The following is a 16,119-nucleotide window of genomic DNA, read 5'->3' on the forward strand; positions in this document are numbered from 1 at the left end:
ATATTGATGATGAAAAACATATTTATAGCTGGAATACTATTGCTCACAAGCGCTTCCTATGCACAAATAACTATTAGTCAGGAAAAGAATATAGCCGATGCTATGGAACTCAAAAAGGAAATAGCTCGTACCGAGAGTGCTTTCCAAGTACAAATCTATAATGGCAATATCACCGAAGCTAATAAAGTAATGCTCGATGCCAAAAGCAAATACAAACAATACCCTGTATTGCTCACTTTCGAGTCGCCTAACTACAAAGTGCGCCTTGGTAGTTTTCGTACGCGTTTAGAGGCTGAGAAGAAACTTGTAGAGATTAAAAAATCTTATCCCGCAGCCTTTGTAATAGGCTTAAAATAACCTGTAATAAGGGGACACTATGTTTAAAAAAAAAACCCTTCGCTTTCAGATATTCCTCAGTATGACCCTACTCGTGCTAGTAGCTTTCGCTATCTTAGCTTTCGTAATGATTGGGCAGTATAAAAAACAGGCATTAGAATATCACGATGAGCGACTTATCGACAAGGAAAACCAAATCAAGATGCAGATACAATATGTATTCTCGCAAACCACTTTCCCTGTCGAAACCCCTTATATACCCCTTATCTTTCGGGAGGATATCTACAGCATTGCCAATATCCAAAACCTAAACTTTGCCCTCTATGACCTCGACGGAGTTCTGCTAAAAAGCTCCAAAGCCTCTCTCTCGCCCGACCAAGATGCGTTTTTTATTCCTCCTGATGTATTGCATCAGCTTTCCGCTACACTCAATAAACGTCTTGTTGAGCACCACGAATTTGCAGGGCGTGGTTACCAAACCTCTTACAGTTATATTACCGATTTGCAGTTTAAGCCTATCGCTATTCTCAATATTCCTTATTTCGAGAACGACACCTTCAACGAGCGCGCTTTAAAAGGGTCGCTGTACAACTTAGCGATGGTGTATTTCTCGCTCTTGGTAGTTGCCCTTACGGTAGCTTACTTCATCTCTAAATATATTACCAAATCGCTTAAAACCATCGAAGGTCGCTTAGAGAAAACTCGTTTGCTCTCCCAAAACGAAAAGATACTTCTCAAGTCTGCCCCTACCGAGATTACCGAGTTGGTAAATGCCTATAACGGAATGATTGATGAGATTGAGAACAGCAAAGCCCTTTTGGCGCAATCCGAACGCGAACAAGCGTGGCGCGATATGGCAAAGCAGGTAGCACACGAAATCAAAAATCCTCTTACTCCTATGCGTCTCTCCGTGCAAAGTTATCAACGCAAAGCCCTTCGAGAGCCTCAAACCGCTGAACAAACTAATGAATTCTGCGAATCTCTTATCCAACAGATAGACATATTGAGTAATATTTCTACTGCCTTCTCGGCACTTACCAATATGCCTGCTAAAAATGATGAGGAATTCGATTTTGTGTCTGTTATCAAACGCACTTTAGATATCTTTAATTCTGATGAAATTCACTTCACCCATTCTCACGATGAGATTATAAGTATATTCGATAAAGACCAGCTCGGTCGTGTAGTTACCAATTTGGTGAAAAATGCGCTACAAGCTACCGAAAACGAACCTTTCCCTTCTATTGAAGTGAGCCTTAATAAAAGCGATACCGATATTACTCTAAAAGTAAAAGACAATGGTACGGGTATCCCCGATGTTGATAAAGAAAAGATATTCGAACCAAAATTCACTACCAAAACCAGTGGTAGTGGCTTGGGATTAGCAATGGTGAAAAACATCGTGCTTTCCTACGGGGGTAGTATTCATTTTACTTCCGAAGTAGGAAAGGGAAGTGAATTTACTGTAGTATTGGTACACTTTTTGAATAAGTAAATAAATAAACATTATATTTTATGAAAAATCACATCTTAACATTGGGAGTTGCTGTGCTTATGCTCGCCTCCTGCCAAAACAATCCTTCACAAACTGCTAACACTGTAGTAAGTGAAACCACTACTATGATGGAGAATGCTGCTGAAAAAGTAGAAGAAATGGTAACTCCTCAATTGTTAGCTACTTATGTAGGTACTCTTCCTGCTGCCGATTGCGGCGGAATGGCTACCGTTATCCATCTCTATGCCGATGACACCTATGTAAAACAAGAAAACTGTGCAAGCAAAAACTTCGAATCTAAAGAAGAAGGTAAAGTAGAACACACTGATAAAGGTTTTACACTCGTTTCTAAAGCTGATAATCACAAATCTTTCTATATTACCAAAGGCGATAATATCGTACAAGTAGGTGAAGATGGTAAAGAACCTAAAATGGTAAAAGAATATACTCTTACCAAACAAATGTAACAAGTAAAATCTTATGTAATGCGAAGGCTGTTCAATACAAGATTGAACAGCCTTTTCTTTTACAAAGAAGAAAAAATATGTTAAAAATCTTTTGTAGTTAAAATAATTGTTATAACTTTACCCCCTAATTTGTATTTTATGTTAGTAACCTTCCAATGGATTTAGTGCGTCTTTTCATAAAAAGGATATCATACAATCAATCGCAGAACGATGCCTTTGTGCTTATAATGCACGAGGTCGAGACCGATTTAAAGCTACCCATCGTCATTGGTACCTTTGAAGCGCAATCTATTGCCTTGGAATTAGAGAAGAGCCTTGTACCTCCTCGACCCCTTACACACGACCTCTTCAAGATATTCGCCGATACTTTCAGTATACAAATAAAAAGAGTCGTGATTTACAAATTAGAAGAAGGCATTTTCTACTCCAATATTCTCTGTGTACAAAATGGTCAAGAATACACCATCGAAGCTCGTACCAGCGATGCCATCGCCATTGCCTTGCGTTGCAACGCACCCATCTACACCTATCGAGATATCATTCAAAGAGCCGGCATTTATATCCCTTTGCTCAACGATGAGCCCTCCAATACCATAAGCCCTTCGTTAGACAATGTTGATGAGGAAGACAGCAGCCGAAACAGATATACTAAATACGCCTTACCCGAACTAAAAACAATGCTAAATGACTGTATCGAAAATGAAGATTACGAAATGGCAGCGCTTATCAGAGATGAAATCTCTAAACGCGATAGTACTTTTTAAAACTATATACCAATGAAAAAAACATAACCATCGGAAGCCTTAGCTTCCTTTTACCACTCATAAGTGTCGCCCAAGACGCTACACAATCTCCTACTACACAATCTCCTACTACACAAACCGCCACTACACAAGTAATGAAGGCTGTCGCTAGCGAAGGTTTCTCTCTCGAAAGTTTTACTCGTGGTGTGGTAGGTATGATTACCCTCCTGTTTATCGCCTATCTTTTCAGTAGCAATAGGCGCGCTATTAATTGGAAGACTATTGGCATAGGCTTAGCCCTACAACTCTCCATTGCAATAGGTATTCTAAAAGTAGGCTTTATACAAGACGCCTTCGATTTTGCCGGTAGTATCTTTGTGCTCATATTAGATTTTACAAGAGCAGGCAGTCATTTTCTCCTCGGTAACTTAGTCGATACCAATAGCATAGGCTATATCTTCGCTTTCCAAGTGCTCCCCACCATCATCTTCTTTTCTGCACTCACCTCCCTATTGTTCTATTTAGGTGTTATTCAGGTAATAGTGCGTGGTATGGCGTGGGCATTGTCTAAACTGCTGAATATCTCAGGTGCCGAAAGTCTTTCGGTTACGGGGAACATCTTCTTAGGACAAACCGAAGCCCCTCTGATGATTAAAGCCTATTTAGCCAAAATGACTCGCTCCGAAATCCTCCTTGTAATGATAGGCGGAATGGCTACCGTAGCAGGAGGCGTAATGGCTGCTTATATCCAATACCTCGGTGGCGACGACCCCCAAATGCGCTTGCTCTTCGCCCGACACCTCTTAGCAGCTTCCGTAATGGCTGCCCCCGGTGCTATCGTAGTTTCCAAGATGCTATGCCCTCAAACCGAGCAATTCTCCAACGATTCCAAAGTGTCTATGGAGAATGTAGGTTCCAATGTGCTCGACGCTATCGCCAATGGTACTACCGAAGGACTTAAACTCGCTGCCAATGTAGCGGCTATGCTTTTAGTATTTGTGGCTTTTATTGCAATGATTAATTATTTCTTTAATTGGGTGGGTTATCAAACACATCTCAACAATATCATAGCCAGCAATACTCCTTATAATGGACTCTCTTTAGAAATGATTTTAGGTACCGTTTTCTCACCCGTTATGTGGCTCGCTGGTATTGCCAAAGAAGACGTTATGCTGATGGGACAATTGCTCGGTATTAAGCTCTCCTCCTCGGAATTTGTAGCTTACACTCAGTTAGCTGCTCTAAAAGATATGACGAGTGCTCCTCACTTAATGTATAACAAATCTATCATTATGGCTACCTATATGCTTTGCGGTTTTGCCAATTTCGCCTCCATAGGCATTCAAATAGGTGGTATAGGTGCCTTAGCCCCCAACCAACGTAAAACACTCTCTCAATTCGGCTTAAAAGCCGTTCTTGGGGGTACTTTAGCCTCTCTGTTATCCGCAACTATCGCCGGAATGATTATCGGGTAACCACACTTTTCTAAATAACACAAGCTTAAAATTGCTTTTTATACCATAGCACTTTGCCAAAGGTTCTGAACACCTATCGTTCTACAACTTTGGCAAAGTTTTTTATTGTCTATTTTGCTACAATCCTCCGTGTAGCTCGTCCCCGCCCGTCCAGCTCACACCTAACCTGCTAATTCTCTAATTTTCTAATTTCCAAATTTGCTAATTCTCTTTCCCGTCACACTCCCTCCTAGTGCCTATAGCCTAAGACCTAGTGCCTCTTCCTCTTTCTTTCGCCTCGAAACCCTGTTTTTACCGTTTTTTGTGTCGCTGTATTATACTATGAATCAACTTTTTATACACCTTTCCTATACCAATCGTCCAAGATTCGTATAATCTTCCTATAAGCTCTCTATAAGCTAACCCCACCCTCCTTACAGCTCATTTTTTACTTTTTACCTGAATTACTTCTTCCGAACTTCTTCGTTTCCTTCCGAACCCTCCTAACAATCCTAACACATCGCTTTTGCGCTACGCACTTTGCCAAAGTTTGAAATTTTGGCAAAGTTGATGTTCCAAAAAGTTACCTCCCCATTCCCCCATTTTCTCATTCTCTAATTTCCAAATTTTCTCATTTTCTAATTTTTTCCCCTGCCTGTGCGACTCGCACCTTTGCCAAAGTTAATTATCAGTATTTCTGTCATTTCTGGTATTATTAGCTTTTTCAAGCAACTTGTTACCCATTTGTTTGATTTTTTAAAGATTTGTACGATTTCTGTAGCGTATAGCTACACTTTTATATAAAAGACTAAAAACAGCCTTAAAAAAGAAATCTTACACAATAAAAAAGGGCTTGCCGACGGCAAGCCCTTTTTTATAATTTACGAACCTAATAAACTGCAATATTATTCAGTAGCTTCAGCAGTAGCCTCTGGTTTAACTTCGGCTGTAGCTGGAGTTTCTTCAGCAGTTGCTTTCTTTCTACCACGACGGGTAGTTTTCTTCTTAGCGGTTTTAGCTACGTTGTAAGTAGTGTTGTAATCTACAAACTCAATCATAGCCATTTCAGCGTTATCACCCAAACGGTTTCCTAATTTAATAATACGAGTGTATCCCCCTGGGCGGTCGCCCACCTTTACAGCCACTTCTTTGAAAAGCTCGGTAACAGCATATTTATTGCGCAATTTACTAAAAGCGATACGACGGTTGTGAGTGGTATCTTCTTTAGATTTGGTTACCAAAGGCTCTACAAATAGTTTTAAAGCCTTTGCTTTTGCCAAAGTAGTGTTAATGCGTTTATGCTCAATCAGTGAGTTCGCCATATTGGCAAGCATTGAATTTCTGTGAGCAGTTTTTCTTCCTAAATGATTAATTTTATTTCCGTGTCTCATTTTTCCTTAGTTAAAATATCGCAAGAGCGAGTTAATCTTTATCCAATTTATACTTCGAGGTGTCCATACCAAACACTAAACCTTTATTGACTACCAACTCATCAAGCTCAATTAATGATTTCTTTCCGAAGTTTCTAAACTTCATCAAATCGGCTTTATTGAAAGATACCAAATCACCTAATGTTTCTACTTCGGCAGCTTTCAAACAATTGAGTGCACGAACGGATAAGTCCATATCCACCAACTTAGTTTTTAGCAACTGGCGCATATGCAATGATTCTTCATCGTAAGTATCAGTTTGTGCTATTTCATCAGCCTCTAAAGTAATTCTCTCGTCAGAGAAGAGCATAAAGTGATGAATGAGTGTTTTTGCAGCTTCTGTAAGTGCTTGTTTAGGGTGTATAGACCCATCGGTTTTAATTTCAAAGACTAACTTCTCGTAGTCTGTTTTTTGTTCAACACGATAATTTTCAATAGAATATTTCACATTTTTAATAGGCGTAAAAATTGCATCAGTAGCAATTACACCTATCGACGCATTTGGTTTTGCATTTTCTTCAGCCGAAACATAACCGCGTCCTTTTTCAATAGTAATCTCTATTGTAAAAGAAGCTGAAGAATCCATATTGCAAATCACCAAATCAGTATTTAATACTTGAAAACCTGAAAGAGCTTTTTGAAAATCACCGGCAGTCAATTGTCTTTTACCAGAAACAGTAATAGTTGCTGTTTCGTTTTCTATATCCTCAATCTGGCGTTTAAAACGTATTTGTTTCAAATTGAGAATAATTTCAGTAACATCTTCTCTTACTCCTGATATAGTAGAAAATTCGTGCCCTACTTTATCAAATTTCACAGAAGTGATTGCAAAACCTTCTAACGAAGAAAGCATAACTCTTCGTAATGCGTTACCTATTGTTAAACCATACCCTGGTTCCAAAGGGCGAAACTCAAATCGTCCTTCGAAATCAGATGATTCAATCATTATAACTTTATCTGGTTTTTGGAAGTTGAATAATGCCATAATTTGACTGCTGTCTTTATTATTATTTAGAGTACAACTCTACGATTAACTGTTCTTTAATATTTTCAGGAATCTGAATACGTTGAGGTACTGCTACGAAAGTACCTTCTAATTTTTCAGGGTTCCAAGTGATCCATTCGTATACGGTGCTGTGAGCAGCCAATGAATTTTCGATCACACTTAAAGATTTTGATTTTTCGCGAACGCCTACTACATCACCTGGTTTAAGAGAGTAAGACGGAATGTTTACAATATTTCCGTTTACAGTGATGTGACGGTGAGATACCAATTGGCGGGCTGCACTACGAGTAGGAGCAATGCCCATACGGTATACTACGTTGTCTAAGCGAGATTCACAAAGTTGAAGAAGCACCTCACCGGTAATACTTTTACTTCTTTTTGCTTTTTCATATAGATTATGGAATTGTTTTTCTAAAATACCATAAGTATATTTAGCTTTTTGTTTTTCTTGTAGCTGGATAGCATATTCAGAGCGTTTTGCTCTACGGCGTGCCAAACCGTGTTGCCCGGGAGGATAGTTTTTTCTTTCAAAAGATTTATCATCTCCGAAGATAGCTTCACCAAATTTACGAGCTATTTTTGTTTTTGGTCCTGTATATCTTGCCATTTTAAATTGTTTAAATGAAAGGTAGTTATGAATTAAGGCATTCCTTCGATAACAACTCACCTTTCTTACTTGTTAGTATTGAAATTAGACTCTACGTTTTTTAGGAGGGCGACATCCGTTGTGAGGTAGTGGAGTAACGTCGATAATTTCAGTTACTTCTATACCTGCATTATGAATAGTACGGATAGCAGATTCTCTACCATTACCCGGTCCTTTCACGTATACTTTTACTTTTTTAAGACCTGAGTCAAAAGCTACTTTAGCTGCATCTTCTGCGGCTACTTGGGCAGCGTAAGGAGTGTTCTTTTTAGATCCTCTGAAGCCCATTTTTCCTGCTGATGACCACGCAATTACGTCTCCTTTTTTGTTGGTAAGAGAAATAATAACATTGTTAAAAGTAGCTGAAACGTGTGCTTCGCCTACTGACTCAACCACTACTTTTCTCTTCTTAGAGACTTTTGCATTCTTTGCATTTTGTTTTGCCATACTCTACTACTTATTATTTAGTTGCTTTCTTCTTGTTCGCAACAGTTTTTCTTTTACCTTTTCTTGTACGAGAATTGTTTTTAGTTTTTTGTCCGCGCAAAGGCAATCCGTTACGATGGCGGATACCGCGATAACAACCGATGTCCATCAAACGTTTGATGTTCAATTGGATTTCGGAGCGCAATTCTCCTTCAATTTTATAAGACGCAACCACTTCGCGAATACGAGTGATTTCGTCATCATTCCATTCGCTTACTTTTGTGTCTTCGTTTACTTGAGCTCTACTTAAGATTTCTTTAGCTCTACTTTTTCCAATACCAAAAATGTAGGTTAAACCAATAACCCCTCTTTTGTTTTTTGGTAAGTCAATACCTGCAATTCGTGCCATAATTATCCTTGTCGTTGTTTAAATTTAGGATTTTTCTTGTTAATTACGTACAATCGTCCTTTTCTGCGCACAATGATGCACTCTGAACTTCTTTTTTTAATTGATGCTCTAACTTTCATTTCGTTTTGTTTATATCAATAGAGTGCGCAAAACTACAATTTTTTTTTGTAATAGCCACATTTTTAGCTCACAAAAATGCAATTATACATTTCACTCACTCATTTTTAAGCATAAAAAACCATATTCAAGATACTGAATACAAATGCTTTATACTAAAAATACTACAAATAAAAAATTCTTTTTTATGATTATAATTTCTCACAGATATTACTAAAATAGAAAAATATCTGTGAGAAATTAACAACCAAAATATTGGAAGAATTCTCTTAATTAACTAATAACGGTAAGTGATACGAGCTTTACTTAGGTCGTAAGGACTCATTTCGAGTTTTACTTTATCACCAGGAAGAAGCTTGATGTAGTGCATACGCATTTTTCCTGAGATATGGGCAATCACTACGTGACCGTTATCCAATTCAACTCTGAACATTGCATTAGACAAAGCTTCTACAATGGTTCCGTCTTGCTCAATTGCTGCCTGTTTAGCCATATATTAATTAAGATACTTTTCTGTTTTTACCTGTTTTCATCAAACCATCATAATGGCGATTGAGCAGATATGAATTTACTTGTTGCATAGTATCAATTGCAACCCCTACTAAGATGAGTAGTGAGGTACCACCGTAGAACAATGCCCATTGGTCTTGCATTCCGATGATTTTAAGCAGAGAAGGGAATATTGCTACCAAGGCTATAAATATAGAACCTGGGAGAGTGATGAGCGACATAATTTTATCTAAATAGTCGCCTGTTTCTTTACCTGGACGTATACCTGGTATGAAACCTCCACTGCGTTTTAGGTCATCGGCCATTTTGTTTGTAGGCACTGTGATTGCAGTATAAAAATACGTAAAAAGTATAATCATAGCTGCAAATAGCAAGTTGTACCAAAATCCGAAGACGTTTGAGAAGGCTGCTTGAACACTTTTTGCAAATTCTGATTGTGATAGTCCGGCTACAGTGGCTGGGATAAACATCAAGGCTTGAGCAAAGATGATAGGCATTACCCCTGCAGCGTTAATTTTTAAAGGAATGTATTGGCGAGCTCCGAAGATGTTTCTCTCGTTAGTAGTTCCACCATCAGCTGTTCTGCGCGCATACTGTACTGGGATTTGACGTACTGCTTTGATTAGATAAATACAAAGCAGAATGATTACGAACCAAAGAATTATTTCGATAAGAATCAATAGAGGTCCTCCATTACCAGTAAGGCGAGAGGCTGTTTCAGACAAGAATGCGCGAGGCAAGCGGGCGATGATACCTACCATAATGAGGAGGGAGATACCGTTACCTATTCCTTTATCGGTGATTTTCTCACCTAACCACATTGCAAAAATAGTTCCTGTTACTAAGATAAGCACTGCTGGAACAATAAAATTGAGTCCCTTACCTAAAAGGAAGGCAGAATCAGGGACTCCTAATCTATTGATACCGTATAAGTATACAGGTGCTTGTACAATACATATTGCAATAGTAAGCCATCGAGTGATTTGGTTTATCTTTCTTCGTCCGCTTTCACCTTCTTTTTGTAGTTTTTGGAGATAAGGAATAGCGATTCCCATCAACTGTACTACGATAGAAGCCGAGATGTAGGGCATAATCCCGAGCGCGAATACTGAGGCATTAGAGAAAGCGCCCCCTGTAAAAGCGTTGAGAATGTCGAGCAATCCGCCACCTGAGGTTTTCGTTGCCAACTCGTGGAGTTGAGCGGAGTCGATACCAGGGAGAACGATGTGAGCTCCAAAGCGATAAACTAACAAAATTCCGAGAGTTAAAATAATTCTATTTTTTAACTCTTCAATTTTCCAAATGTTGGTCAGGTTCTCGATAAACTTCTTCATAAATTAAATATTACAAGGTTACAGCTTCACCTCCAGCAGCTTCGATAGCAGCTTTAGCACTTGCTGTAAACTTATGAACAGATATTTTTAGCTTAGATTTTAGTTCTCCACCACCTAATATTTTCACCAAGTCAGTTTTTTTAATGAGGTTTAGTTGAACTAAGATTTCAAGGTCTACTTTATCAGTAATTTTACCATTATCAACGAGTTCTTGTAGTCTACCCAAGTTGATACCTACGTATTCTTTACGGTTAAAGTTTTTAAAACCGAATTTTGGTACGCGTCTTTGGAGGGGCATTTGTCCACCTTCGAAGCCAATCTTATTAGAAAAGCCTGAACGAGATTTAGCTCCTTTATGACCACGGGTAGCAGTTCCACCTTTACCGGAACCTTGACCGCGACCTACGCGCTTCCCTTCTCTGTGAATTGAACCCTGTGCGGGTTGTAAATTACTCAAGTTCATAACTTTGTATAAAAATATTATTTAACTTCTTCTACAGAAATTAAGTGTTTTACCTTATTGATCATACCAAGGATACTTGGTGTAGCTTCGTGTTCCACGGTTCTACCGATTTTGGTAAGTCCTAAAGCCTCGAGAGTGAGTTTTTGGTCTTTTGGACGTTTGATGCTACTTTTAATTTGTGTTACTCTAAGTTTTGCCATTGCTATAAAAATTAACCTTTAAACAATTTTTCTAAAGAGATGCCACGTTGAGCAGCAACAGTTTTAGCGCTACGCAACTGCAATAAAGCATCGAAAGTAGCTTTTACCACGTTGTGAGGGTTAGAAGAACCTTGTGATTTAGAAAGTACGTTATGGATACCTACTGATTCCAATACGGCACGTACTGTACCTCCTGCGATTACTCCGGTACCCTCAGTAGCTGGTTGTAAGAATACACGAGCTCCGCCGTATTTTCCTTTTTGTTCGTGGGGCAAGGTAGTACCGTTGAGAGGTATGCGTACTAAGTTTTTCTTAGCGTCTTCTACTGCTTTAGCAATAGCTTCAGAAACCTCTTTAGATTTTCCTAAGCCGTGACCAACCACGCCGTTTTCGTCGCCTACTACAACGATAGCAGAGAAACCGAAAGCGCGACCACCTTTAGTTACTTTAGTAACACGTTGTACTCCTACCAAACGGTCTTTCAATTCCAAACCACTTGGTTTTACATATTCTACATTTTTATATTTCTGATACATAGTTATTAGAATTTAAGTCCGCCTTCTCTAGCACCGTCGGCTAATGATTTTACACGTCCGTGGTAAAGATATCCCCCGCGATCGAAGGATACTTTTTCGATACCTTGTTTTAAAGCTTTTTCAGCAATAGCTTTACCGACCAATGCTGCTTTTTCAGTTTTAGTACCTTTGGCGGCACTAATTTCTTTATCACGTGAAGATGCAGCCAACAGAGTAGTTCCTTTAGTATCGTCTATGATTTGTACATAGATTTCATTATTACTTCTGAAAACAGCCAAACGAGGTTGTTCAGCAGTACCTTTTACTACTTTTCTGATTCTGCTTTTAATACGTTGTCTTCTTTCTATTCTTGATAATGCCATTGTTCTAACTATTAAGCTGATTTACCTGCTTTTCTTCTCAACTCTTCGCCTACGAATTTCACACCTTTACCTTTATAAGGTTCAGGTTTGCGGAAGCTACGGATTTTAGCCGCTACTTGACCGAGTAGTTGTTTGTCGTGAGAAGTTAATTTAATGATAGGGTTTTTACCTTTCTCGTTGATTGTCTCGAGTTTAATTTCTTTTGGCAATTCGAGAATGATGTTGTGAGAGAAACCGAGGGCTAAATCTAACTTTTGTCCTTGGTTAGCTGCACGGTATCCAACCCCTACTAACTCTAATTCTTTAGTGAATCCTTCAGAAACACCTACAACCATATTATGGACTAAGGCACGGTATAAACCGTGTTTAGCGTTTTGGTCTTTGGTAGCATCTGTAGTTTCAAACACTAAATGTCCATCTTCTTGCTTTACAGCAATGTCTTTAACCTCTTGGGTTAATTCGCCTAACTTCCCCTTTACGGTTACAGCGTTATCTTTGATAGTAACGGTAACGCCTGCGGGAATATTGATGGGTGCTTTACCTATTCTTGACATTCTTTATTGTCTTTTTATTGATTAGTAAACGTAACAAATTACCTCTCCACCGATATTGAGTTCTCTAGCTTTTTTACCTGTCATCACGCCTTGTGATGTAGAGATGATAGCAATACCCAATCCGTTTAATATTCGAGGTAGGTTATCAGCGCCAGCGTACTTTCTCAGACCTGGGCGGCTGGCTCTTTCAATATGCCTAATAACGGGTTCTTTAGTCACTTTGTCGTATTTCAAAGCTATTTTGATAGTACCTTGAACGGTAGAGTCATCAAATTTATAGCTAAGGATGAATCCTTGGTCGAAAAGGATTTTAGTAATTTCCTTTTTGAGTTTAGATGCAGGGATTTCTACAACTCTATGACCTGCGCTATTAGCATTTCTAATTCTTGTTAAATAATCTGCGATAGGATCTGTATACATAAATTTGTCCTTTTAAATTATTACCAACTTGCTTTTTTTACACCAGGAATTAATCCTTTGTTTGCCATTTCGCGGAATAACACACGTGAAATTCCAAAAGTGCGCATATACCCTTTAGGGCGTCCTGTAAGTTTGCAACGGTTGTGCAGACGGACAGGAGAAGCATTTTTAGGGATTAGCTGAAGTGCTTCATAATCACCAGCTTCTTTTAGAGCTTTGCGTTTAGCAGCGTATTTAGCTACTAACTTTTGACGTTTCACCTCGCGGGCTTTCATTGATTCTTTAGCCATATACTTAGTTCTTTTTAAAAGGTAATCCTAATTCGCTTAATAATGATTTAGCTTCTTTATCAGTGTGAGCTGATGTAACGAAGGTAATATCCATACCTGCAATCTTGTTGATTTTATCAATGTCGATTTCAGGGAATATGATTTGTTCGGTAACGCCTAAGTTGTAGTTACCTCTACCATCGAAGCCATTTGCTTTCACGCCTTGGAAGTCTCTTACACGAGGAAGAGCTGTAGTTATAAGGCGGTCTAAGAACTCATACATTCTTTCGCCACGAAGGGTAACTTTGGCACCGATAGCCATACCTTTACGGAGTTTGAAAGAAGCTACGTCCTTTTTAGAATAAGTGGCAACAGCTTTCTGACCAGTAATTTTGGTAAGTTCGTCTACAGCATAGTCGATTTGTTTTTTATCGGCTACGGCTGAACCAACACCGCGGCTCACAACTATTTTTTCAAGTTTAGGAACCTGCATTACGTTTTTATAGCCAAATTCTTCTTTTAGAGCCGCAATGACGCGCTCTTTGTATTCTTGTTTTAATCTAGGTACGTAAGCCATATTATATTACTACATTAGATTTTTTAGAAATTCGCACTTTTTTACCGTCACGTACTTCGAATCCTACACGAGTAGTTTTTTTCGTTTTAGGGTCGATGAGGGCGAGGTTAGAAATGTGAATAGATGCTTCTTTTTCTACGATTCCACCTTGAGGTTTTTGAGCGTTAGGTTTGGTGTGCTTTTTCACCAGGTTAACTCCCTCAATAATCGCTCTGTTCTTCTCGCGATCTACACGTAATACTTTGCCTTCTTTACCTTTTTCGTCTCCAGCAATTACTTTTACGGTATCTCCAGTTTTAATTTTTAGTTTCATCATTTACTTTAGTTAAAAATTAAAGCACTTCTGGTGCTAATGAAACGATCTTCATAAATTGTTTATCACGAAGTTCTCTCGCTACAGGTCCGAACACACGGGTACCTCTCATTTCACCAGCTGCGTTCAAGAGAACGCAAGCGTTTTCATCAAATCGGATATAAGAACCATCGGCACGGCGTACTTCTTTCTTAGTTCTTACAACCACCGCGGTAGAAACTTGTCCTTTTTTTACGTTTCCGTTAGGGGTAGCTTCTTTGACGGTAACTACAATCTTATCGCCAACAGAGGCGTATCGGCGCTTAGTACCACCGAGTACACGGATTGTTAGCACTTCTTTAGCGCCAGTATTATCGGCTACTTTTAGTCTTGATTCTTGTTGTACCATAATTACTTAGCTCTTTCAATGATTTCTACTAATCTCCAACATTTGGTTTTGCTCAATGGACGTGTTTCCATTATACGCACAGTATCACCAATGTTGCAATCGTTTTTTTCGTCGTGCGCAACATATTTTTTAGTGCGCAACACGAACTTACCATACATAGGGTGTTTTACACGTTTCACTTCTGAAACTACGATAGATTTATCCATTTTGTTGCTTGTAACAACCCCTATTCTTTCTTTTCTTAAATTTCTTTTTTCCATAAGGCAGGTTCGAATTATTGTAATTCTCGTTTAGTTAGCTCACAAGCCAATCTCGCGATAGTTCTTCTTACATTACGTAATTGAATTGGTTTTTCCAATGACGAAATTGCGTGTGCCATTTTCAAATCTGCATACGATTTCTTAAACTCACCAAGCTTTTCTTGTAGCTCAGTTATTGTCAATTTGTTAATTTCAGACTGTTTCATTGTTCTTTAATTAATTTTGATAATCTCTTGCTACAACGAATTTTGTTTTCACAGGTAGCTTTTGAGCTGCGAGGCGTAGCGCTTCTTTGGCTACGTCGAGCGGCACACCGCCTACCTCAAACATTATTCTTCCTGGTTTTACTACGGCTGCCCAGTATTCTACGGCACCTTTACCTTTACCCATACGTACTTCCAAAGGCTTTTTGGTAATAGGTTTATCTGGGAAGATTTTGATCCAAAGTTGACCTTCACGTTTCATATAACGGGTAGCAGCTACACGAGCTGACTCGATTTGGCGAGAAGTGATGAATGCTGAATCTAACGATTTAATTCCGAAAGTACCATTAGAAAGGAGCGCCCCGCGGTGAGATACACCTTTCATTCTGCCTTTTTGTTGTTTACGATATTTCGTTCTTTTTGGCTGTAACATCTTTCTTGTTCTTTAAAAAATTACTTTTTACGACGCGCTCTTTTGGGTGCACCAGCAGGCTTGTCAGTTGATTTACCAGAGAAATTTCCGCCAGTGGCTTTTTTAGTCATACCTACGAGTGGGGAGAGTTCTCTTTTACCATAGATTTCGCCTTTCATAATCCACACTTTGATGCCCATACGGCCATAAGTAGTGTGAGCTTCGTCAATAGCGTAATCAATATCAGCTCTAAAGGTTGAAAGAGGGATACGACCTTCTTTAAAGCTTTCGGAACGTGCCATTTCGGCTCCATTCAAACGACCTGAAATCATTACCTTGATACCTTCGGCATTCATACGCATAGCGGAAGCGATAGCCATTTTGATAGCGCGTTTATAAGAAACACGACCTTCGATTTGGCGAGCGATGCTTGCTGCAACGAGAGCTGCGTCTAGCTCAGGGCGCTTAATTTCAAAAATGTTGATTTGGATGTCTTTACCGGTGATTTTCTTAAGTTCTTCTTTCAACTTGTCTACCTCCTGACCGCCTTTACCGATGATGATACCGGGGCGAGCGGTGGTGATAGTAACGGTTACAAGTTTGAAAGTACGTTCGATAATCACGTGAGCAACACTAGCTTTAGATAAACGAGCGAGAACATATTTTCTGATTTTATCATCTTCAGCGAGTTTATCTCCGTAATCATTGCCTCCATACCAGTTAGACTCCCATCCTCTGATAATTCCTAGGCGATTTCCGATTGGATTTGTCTTTTGTCCCATAGTTTAT

At 39.0% G+C, this 16,119-nt stretch carries 27 protein-coding genes; 5 read left to right on the forward strand and 22 right to left on the reverse strand.

Annotated elements, in window-relative coordinates; all coding sequences use genetic code 11:
- Positions 1–6: 6 nt before the first annotated feature.
- The 5 genes from C3V44_RS06700 to C3V44_RS06720 all read left to right on the forward strand — a co-directional run bounded on the left by C3V44_RS06700 (position 7) and on the right by C3V44_RS06720 (position 4,516).
- Positions 7–357 (forward strand): SPOR domain-containing protein, encoded by a 351-nt coding sequence (locus tag C3V44_RS06700; protein ID WP_009410186.1) that lies wholly within the window; start codon positions 7–9, stop codon positions 355–357.
- A gap of 19 nt (positions 358–376) precedes the next feature.
- Positions 377–1,831 carry a HAMP domain-containing sensor histidine kinase gene (locus tag C3V44_RS06705; protein ID WP_106095961.1) on the forward strand — a complete coding sequence of 485 codons (1,455 nt, stop codon included), beginning with the start codon at positions 377–379 and terminating at the stop codon, positions 1,829–1,831.
- Positions 1,832–1,851: 20 nt separating this feature from the next.
- Positions 1,852–2,298, forward strand: coding sequence for a copper resistance protein NlpE N-terminal domain-containing protein (locus tag C3V44_RS06710; protein ID WP_009417407.1), 447 nt, complete (start codon positions 1,852–1,854; stop codon positions 2,296–2,298).
- Between the two features lie 155 nt (positions 2,299–2,453).
- The gene (locus C3V44_RS06715) at positions 2,454–3,062 is read left to right on the forward strand and encodes a bifunctional nuclease family protein (protein ID WP_009410183.1); all 609 of its coding nucleotides are present in this window, start codon (positions 2,454–2,456) and stop codon (positions 3,060–3,062) included.
- 134 nt (positions 3,063–3,196) lie between these two features.
- Positions 3,197–4,516, forward strand: a complete 1,320-nt coding sequence (locus C3V44_RS06720) for a NupC/NupG family nucleoside CNT transporter (RefSeq protein WP_254425409.1) — start codon at positions 3,197–3,199, stop codon at positions 4,514–4,516.
- 884 nt (positions 4,517–5,400) lie between these two features.
- On the opposite strand, the gene rplQ is transcribed toward C3V44_RS06720, so the two are convergent.
- The 22 genes from rplQ to rpsC form a co-directional block, all read right to left on the reverse strand.
- On the reverse strand, positions 5,401–5,886 hold the full coding sequence (rplQ, locus tag C3V44_RS06725; protein ID WP_002675077.1) for a 50S ribosomal protein L17: 486 nt from the start codon (positions 5,884–5,886) through the stop codon (positions 5,401–5,403).
- Positions 5,887–5,917: 31 nt separating this feature from the next.
- On the reverse strand, positions 5,918–6,910 hold the full coding sequence (locus C3V44_RS06730; RefSeq protein ID WP_106095963.1) for a DNA-directed RNA polymerase subunit alpha: 993 nt from the start codon (positions 6,908–6,910) through the stop codon (positions 5,918–5,920).
- Between the two features lie 22 nt (positions 6,911–6,932).
- Complete coding sequence (gene rpsD / locus C3V44_RS06735) at positions 6,933–7,538, reverse strand: 30S ribosomal protein S4 (RefSeq protein ID WP_009411647.1); 606 nt, start codon at positions 7,536–7,538, stop codon at positions 6,933–6,935.
- Between the two features lie 84 nt (positions 7,539–7,622).
- Positions 7,623–8,024, reverse strand: coding sequence for a 30S ribosomal protein S11 (rpsK, locus tag C3V44_RS06740; protein WP_002675071.1), 402 nt, complete (start codon positions 8,022–8,024; stop codon positions 7,623–7,625).
- A 13-nt stretch (positions 8,025–8,037) separates the two neighbouring features.
- Positions 8,038–8,412 (reverse strand): 30S ribosomal protein S13, encoded by a 375-nt coding sequence (gene rpsM, locus C3V44_RS06745; RefSeq protein WP_002675068.1) that lies wholly within the window; start codon positions 8,410–8,412, stop codon positions 8,038–8,040.
- A gap of 2 nt (positions 8,413–8,414) precedes the next feature.
- A complete protein-coding gene (gene ykgO, locus C3V44_RS06750) occupies positions 8,415–8,531 on the reverse strand; it encodes a type B 50S ribosomal protein L36 (protein ID WP_002676536.1) in 117 nt (38 codons plus the stop codon).
- 275 nt (positions 8,532–8,806) lie between these two features.
- Positions 8,807–9,022, reverse strand: coding sequence for a translation initiation factor IF-1 (gene infA / locus C3V44_RS06755; RefSeq protein ID WP_002675066.1), 216 nt, complete (start codon positions 9,020–9,022; stop codon positions 8,807–8,809).
- Positions 9,023–9,029: 7 nt separating this feature from the next.
- A complete protein-coding gene (secY, locus tag C3V44_RS06760) occupies positions 9,030–10,373 on the reverse strand; it encodes a preprotein translocase subunit SecY (RefSeq protein WP_002675064.1) in 1,344 nt (447 codons plus the stop codon).
- A 10-nt stretch (positions 10,374–10,383) separates the two neighbouring features.
- Positions 10,384–10,836, reverse strand: a complete 453-nt coding sequence (gene rplO, locus C3V44_RS06765; RefSeq protein WP_009751575.1) for a 50S ribosomal protein L15 — start codon at positions 10,834–10,836, stop codon at positions 10,384–10,386.
- A gap of 17 nt (positions 10,837–10,853) precedes the next feature.
- Positions 10,854–11,036 (reverse strand): 50S ribosomal protein L30, encoded by a 183-nt coding sequence (gene rpmD, locus C3V44_RS06770; protein ID WP_002675060.1) that lies wholly within the window; start codon positions 11,034–11,036, stop codon positions 10,854–10,856.
- 11 nt (positions 11,037–11,047) lie between these two features.
- Positions 11,048–11,572, reverse strand: coding sequence for a 30S ribosomal protein S5 (gene rpsE / locus C3V44_RS06775; protein WP_002675058.1), 525 nt, complete (start codon positions 11,570–11,572; stop codon positions 11,048–11,050).
- A 5-nt stretch (positions 11,573–11,577) separates the two neighbouring features.
- The gene (gene rplR / locus C3V44_RS06780) at positions 11,578–11,934 is read right to left on the reverse strand and encodes a 50S ribosomal protein L18 (RefSeq protein ID WP_002679484.1); all 357 of its coding nucleotides are present in this window, start codon (positions 11,932–11,934) and stop codon (positions 11,578–11,580) included.
- A gap of 11 nt (positions 11,935–11,945) precedes the next feature.
- Positions 11,946–12,488: a 50S ribosomal protein L6 gene (rplF, locus tag C3V44_RS06785; RefSeq protein WP_106095964.1), complete on the reverse strand. Its 543-nt coding sequence runs from the start codon at positions 12,486–12,488 to the stop codon at positions 11,946–11,948.
- Between the two features lie 21 nt (positions 12,489–12,509).
- Positions 12,510–12,908 (reverse strand): 30S ribosomal protein S8, encoded by a 399-nt coding sequence (gene rpsH, locus C3V44_RS06790; protein ID WP_106095965.1) that lies wholly within the window; start codon positions 12,906–12,908, stop codon positions 12,510–12,512.
- A gap of 20 nt (positions 12,909–12,928) precedes the next feature.
- A complete protein-coding gene (gene rpsN, locus C3V44_RS06795) occupies positions 12,929–13,198 on the reverse strand; it encodes a 30S ribosomal protein S14 (protein WP_002675050.1) in 270 nt (89 codons plus the stop codon).
- Between the two features lie 4 nt (positions 13,199–13,202).
- Positions 13,203–13,754, reverse strand: a complete 552-nt coding sequence (rplE, locus tag C3V44_RS06800) for a 50S ribosomal protein L5 (protein WP_002675047.1) — start codon at positions 13,752–13,754, stop codon at positions 13,203–13,205.
- A gap of 1 nt (position 13,755) precedes the next feature.
- On the reverse strand, positions 13,756–14,070 hold the full coding sequence (rplX, locus tag C3V44_RS06805) for a 50S ribosomal protein L24 (RefSeq protein ID WP_002675045.1): 315 nt from the start codon (positions 14,068–14,070) through the stop codon (positions 13,756–13,758).
- A 16-nt stretch (positions 14,071–14,086) separates the two neighbouring features.
- Positions 14,087–14,455: a 50S ribosomal protein L14 gene (gene rplN / locus C3V44_RS06810; RefSeq protein ID WP_002675043.1), complete on the reverse strand. Its 369-nt coding sequence runs from the start codon at positions 14,453–14,455 to the stop codon at positions 14,087–14,089.
- A gap of 2 nt (positions 14,456–14,457) precedes the next feature.
- Entirely contained in the window at positions 14,458–14,715 is a 258-nt protein-coding gene (rpsQ, locus tag C3V44_RS06815) for a 30S ribosomal protein S17 (RefSeq protein ID WP_002675041.1), read from the reverse strand.
- Positions 14,716–14,729: 14 nt separating this feature from the next.
- The gene (gene rpmC / locus C3V44_RS06820; RefSeq protein ID WP_002675028.1) at positions 14,730–14,921 is read right to left on the reverse strand and encodes a 50S ribosomal protein L29; all 192 of its coding nucleotides are present in this window, start codon (positions 14,919–14,921) and stop codon (positions 14,730–14,732) included.
- A gap of 10 nt (positions 14,922–14,931) precedes the next feature.
- The gene (rplP, locus tag C3V44_RS06825; protein ID WP_002675025.1) at positions 14,932–15,351 is read right to left on the reverse strand and encodes a 50S ribosomal protein L16; all 420 of its coding nucleotides are present in this window, start codon (positions 15,349–15,351) and stop codon (positions 14,932–14,934) included.
- A gap of 20 nt (positions 15,352–15,371) precedes the next feature.
- Positions 15,372–16,112: a 30S ribosomal protein S3 gene (rpsC, locus tag C3V44_RS06830; protein ID WP_002679516.1), complete on the reverse strand. Its 741-nt coding sequence runs from the start codon at positions 16,110–16,112 to the stop codon at positions 15,372–15,374.
- Positions 16,113–16,119: the final 7 nt, after the last annotated feature.

The sequence above is a fragment of the Capnocytophaga sp. oral taxon 864 genome (assembly GCF_002998835.1).
Taxonomy (GTDB): domain Bacteria; phylum Bacteroidota; class Bacteroidia; order Flavobacteriales; family Flavobacteriaceae; genus Capnocytophaga; species Capnocytophaga ochracea.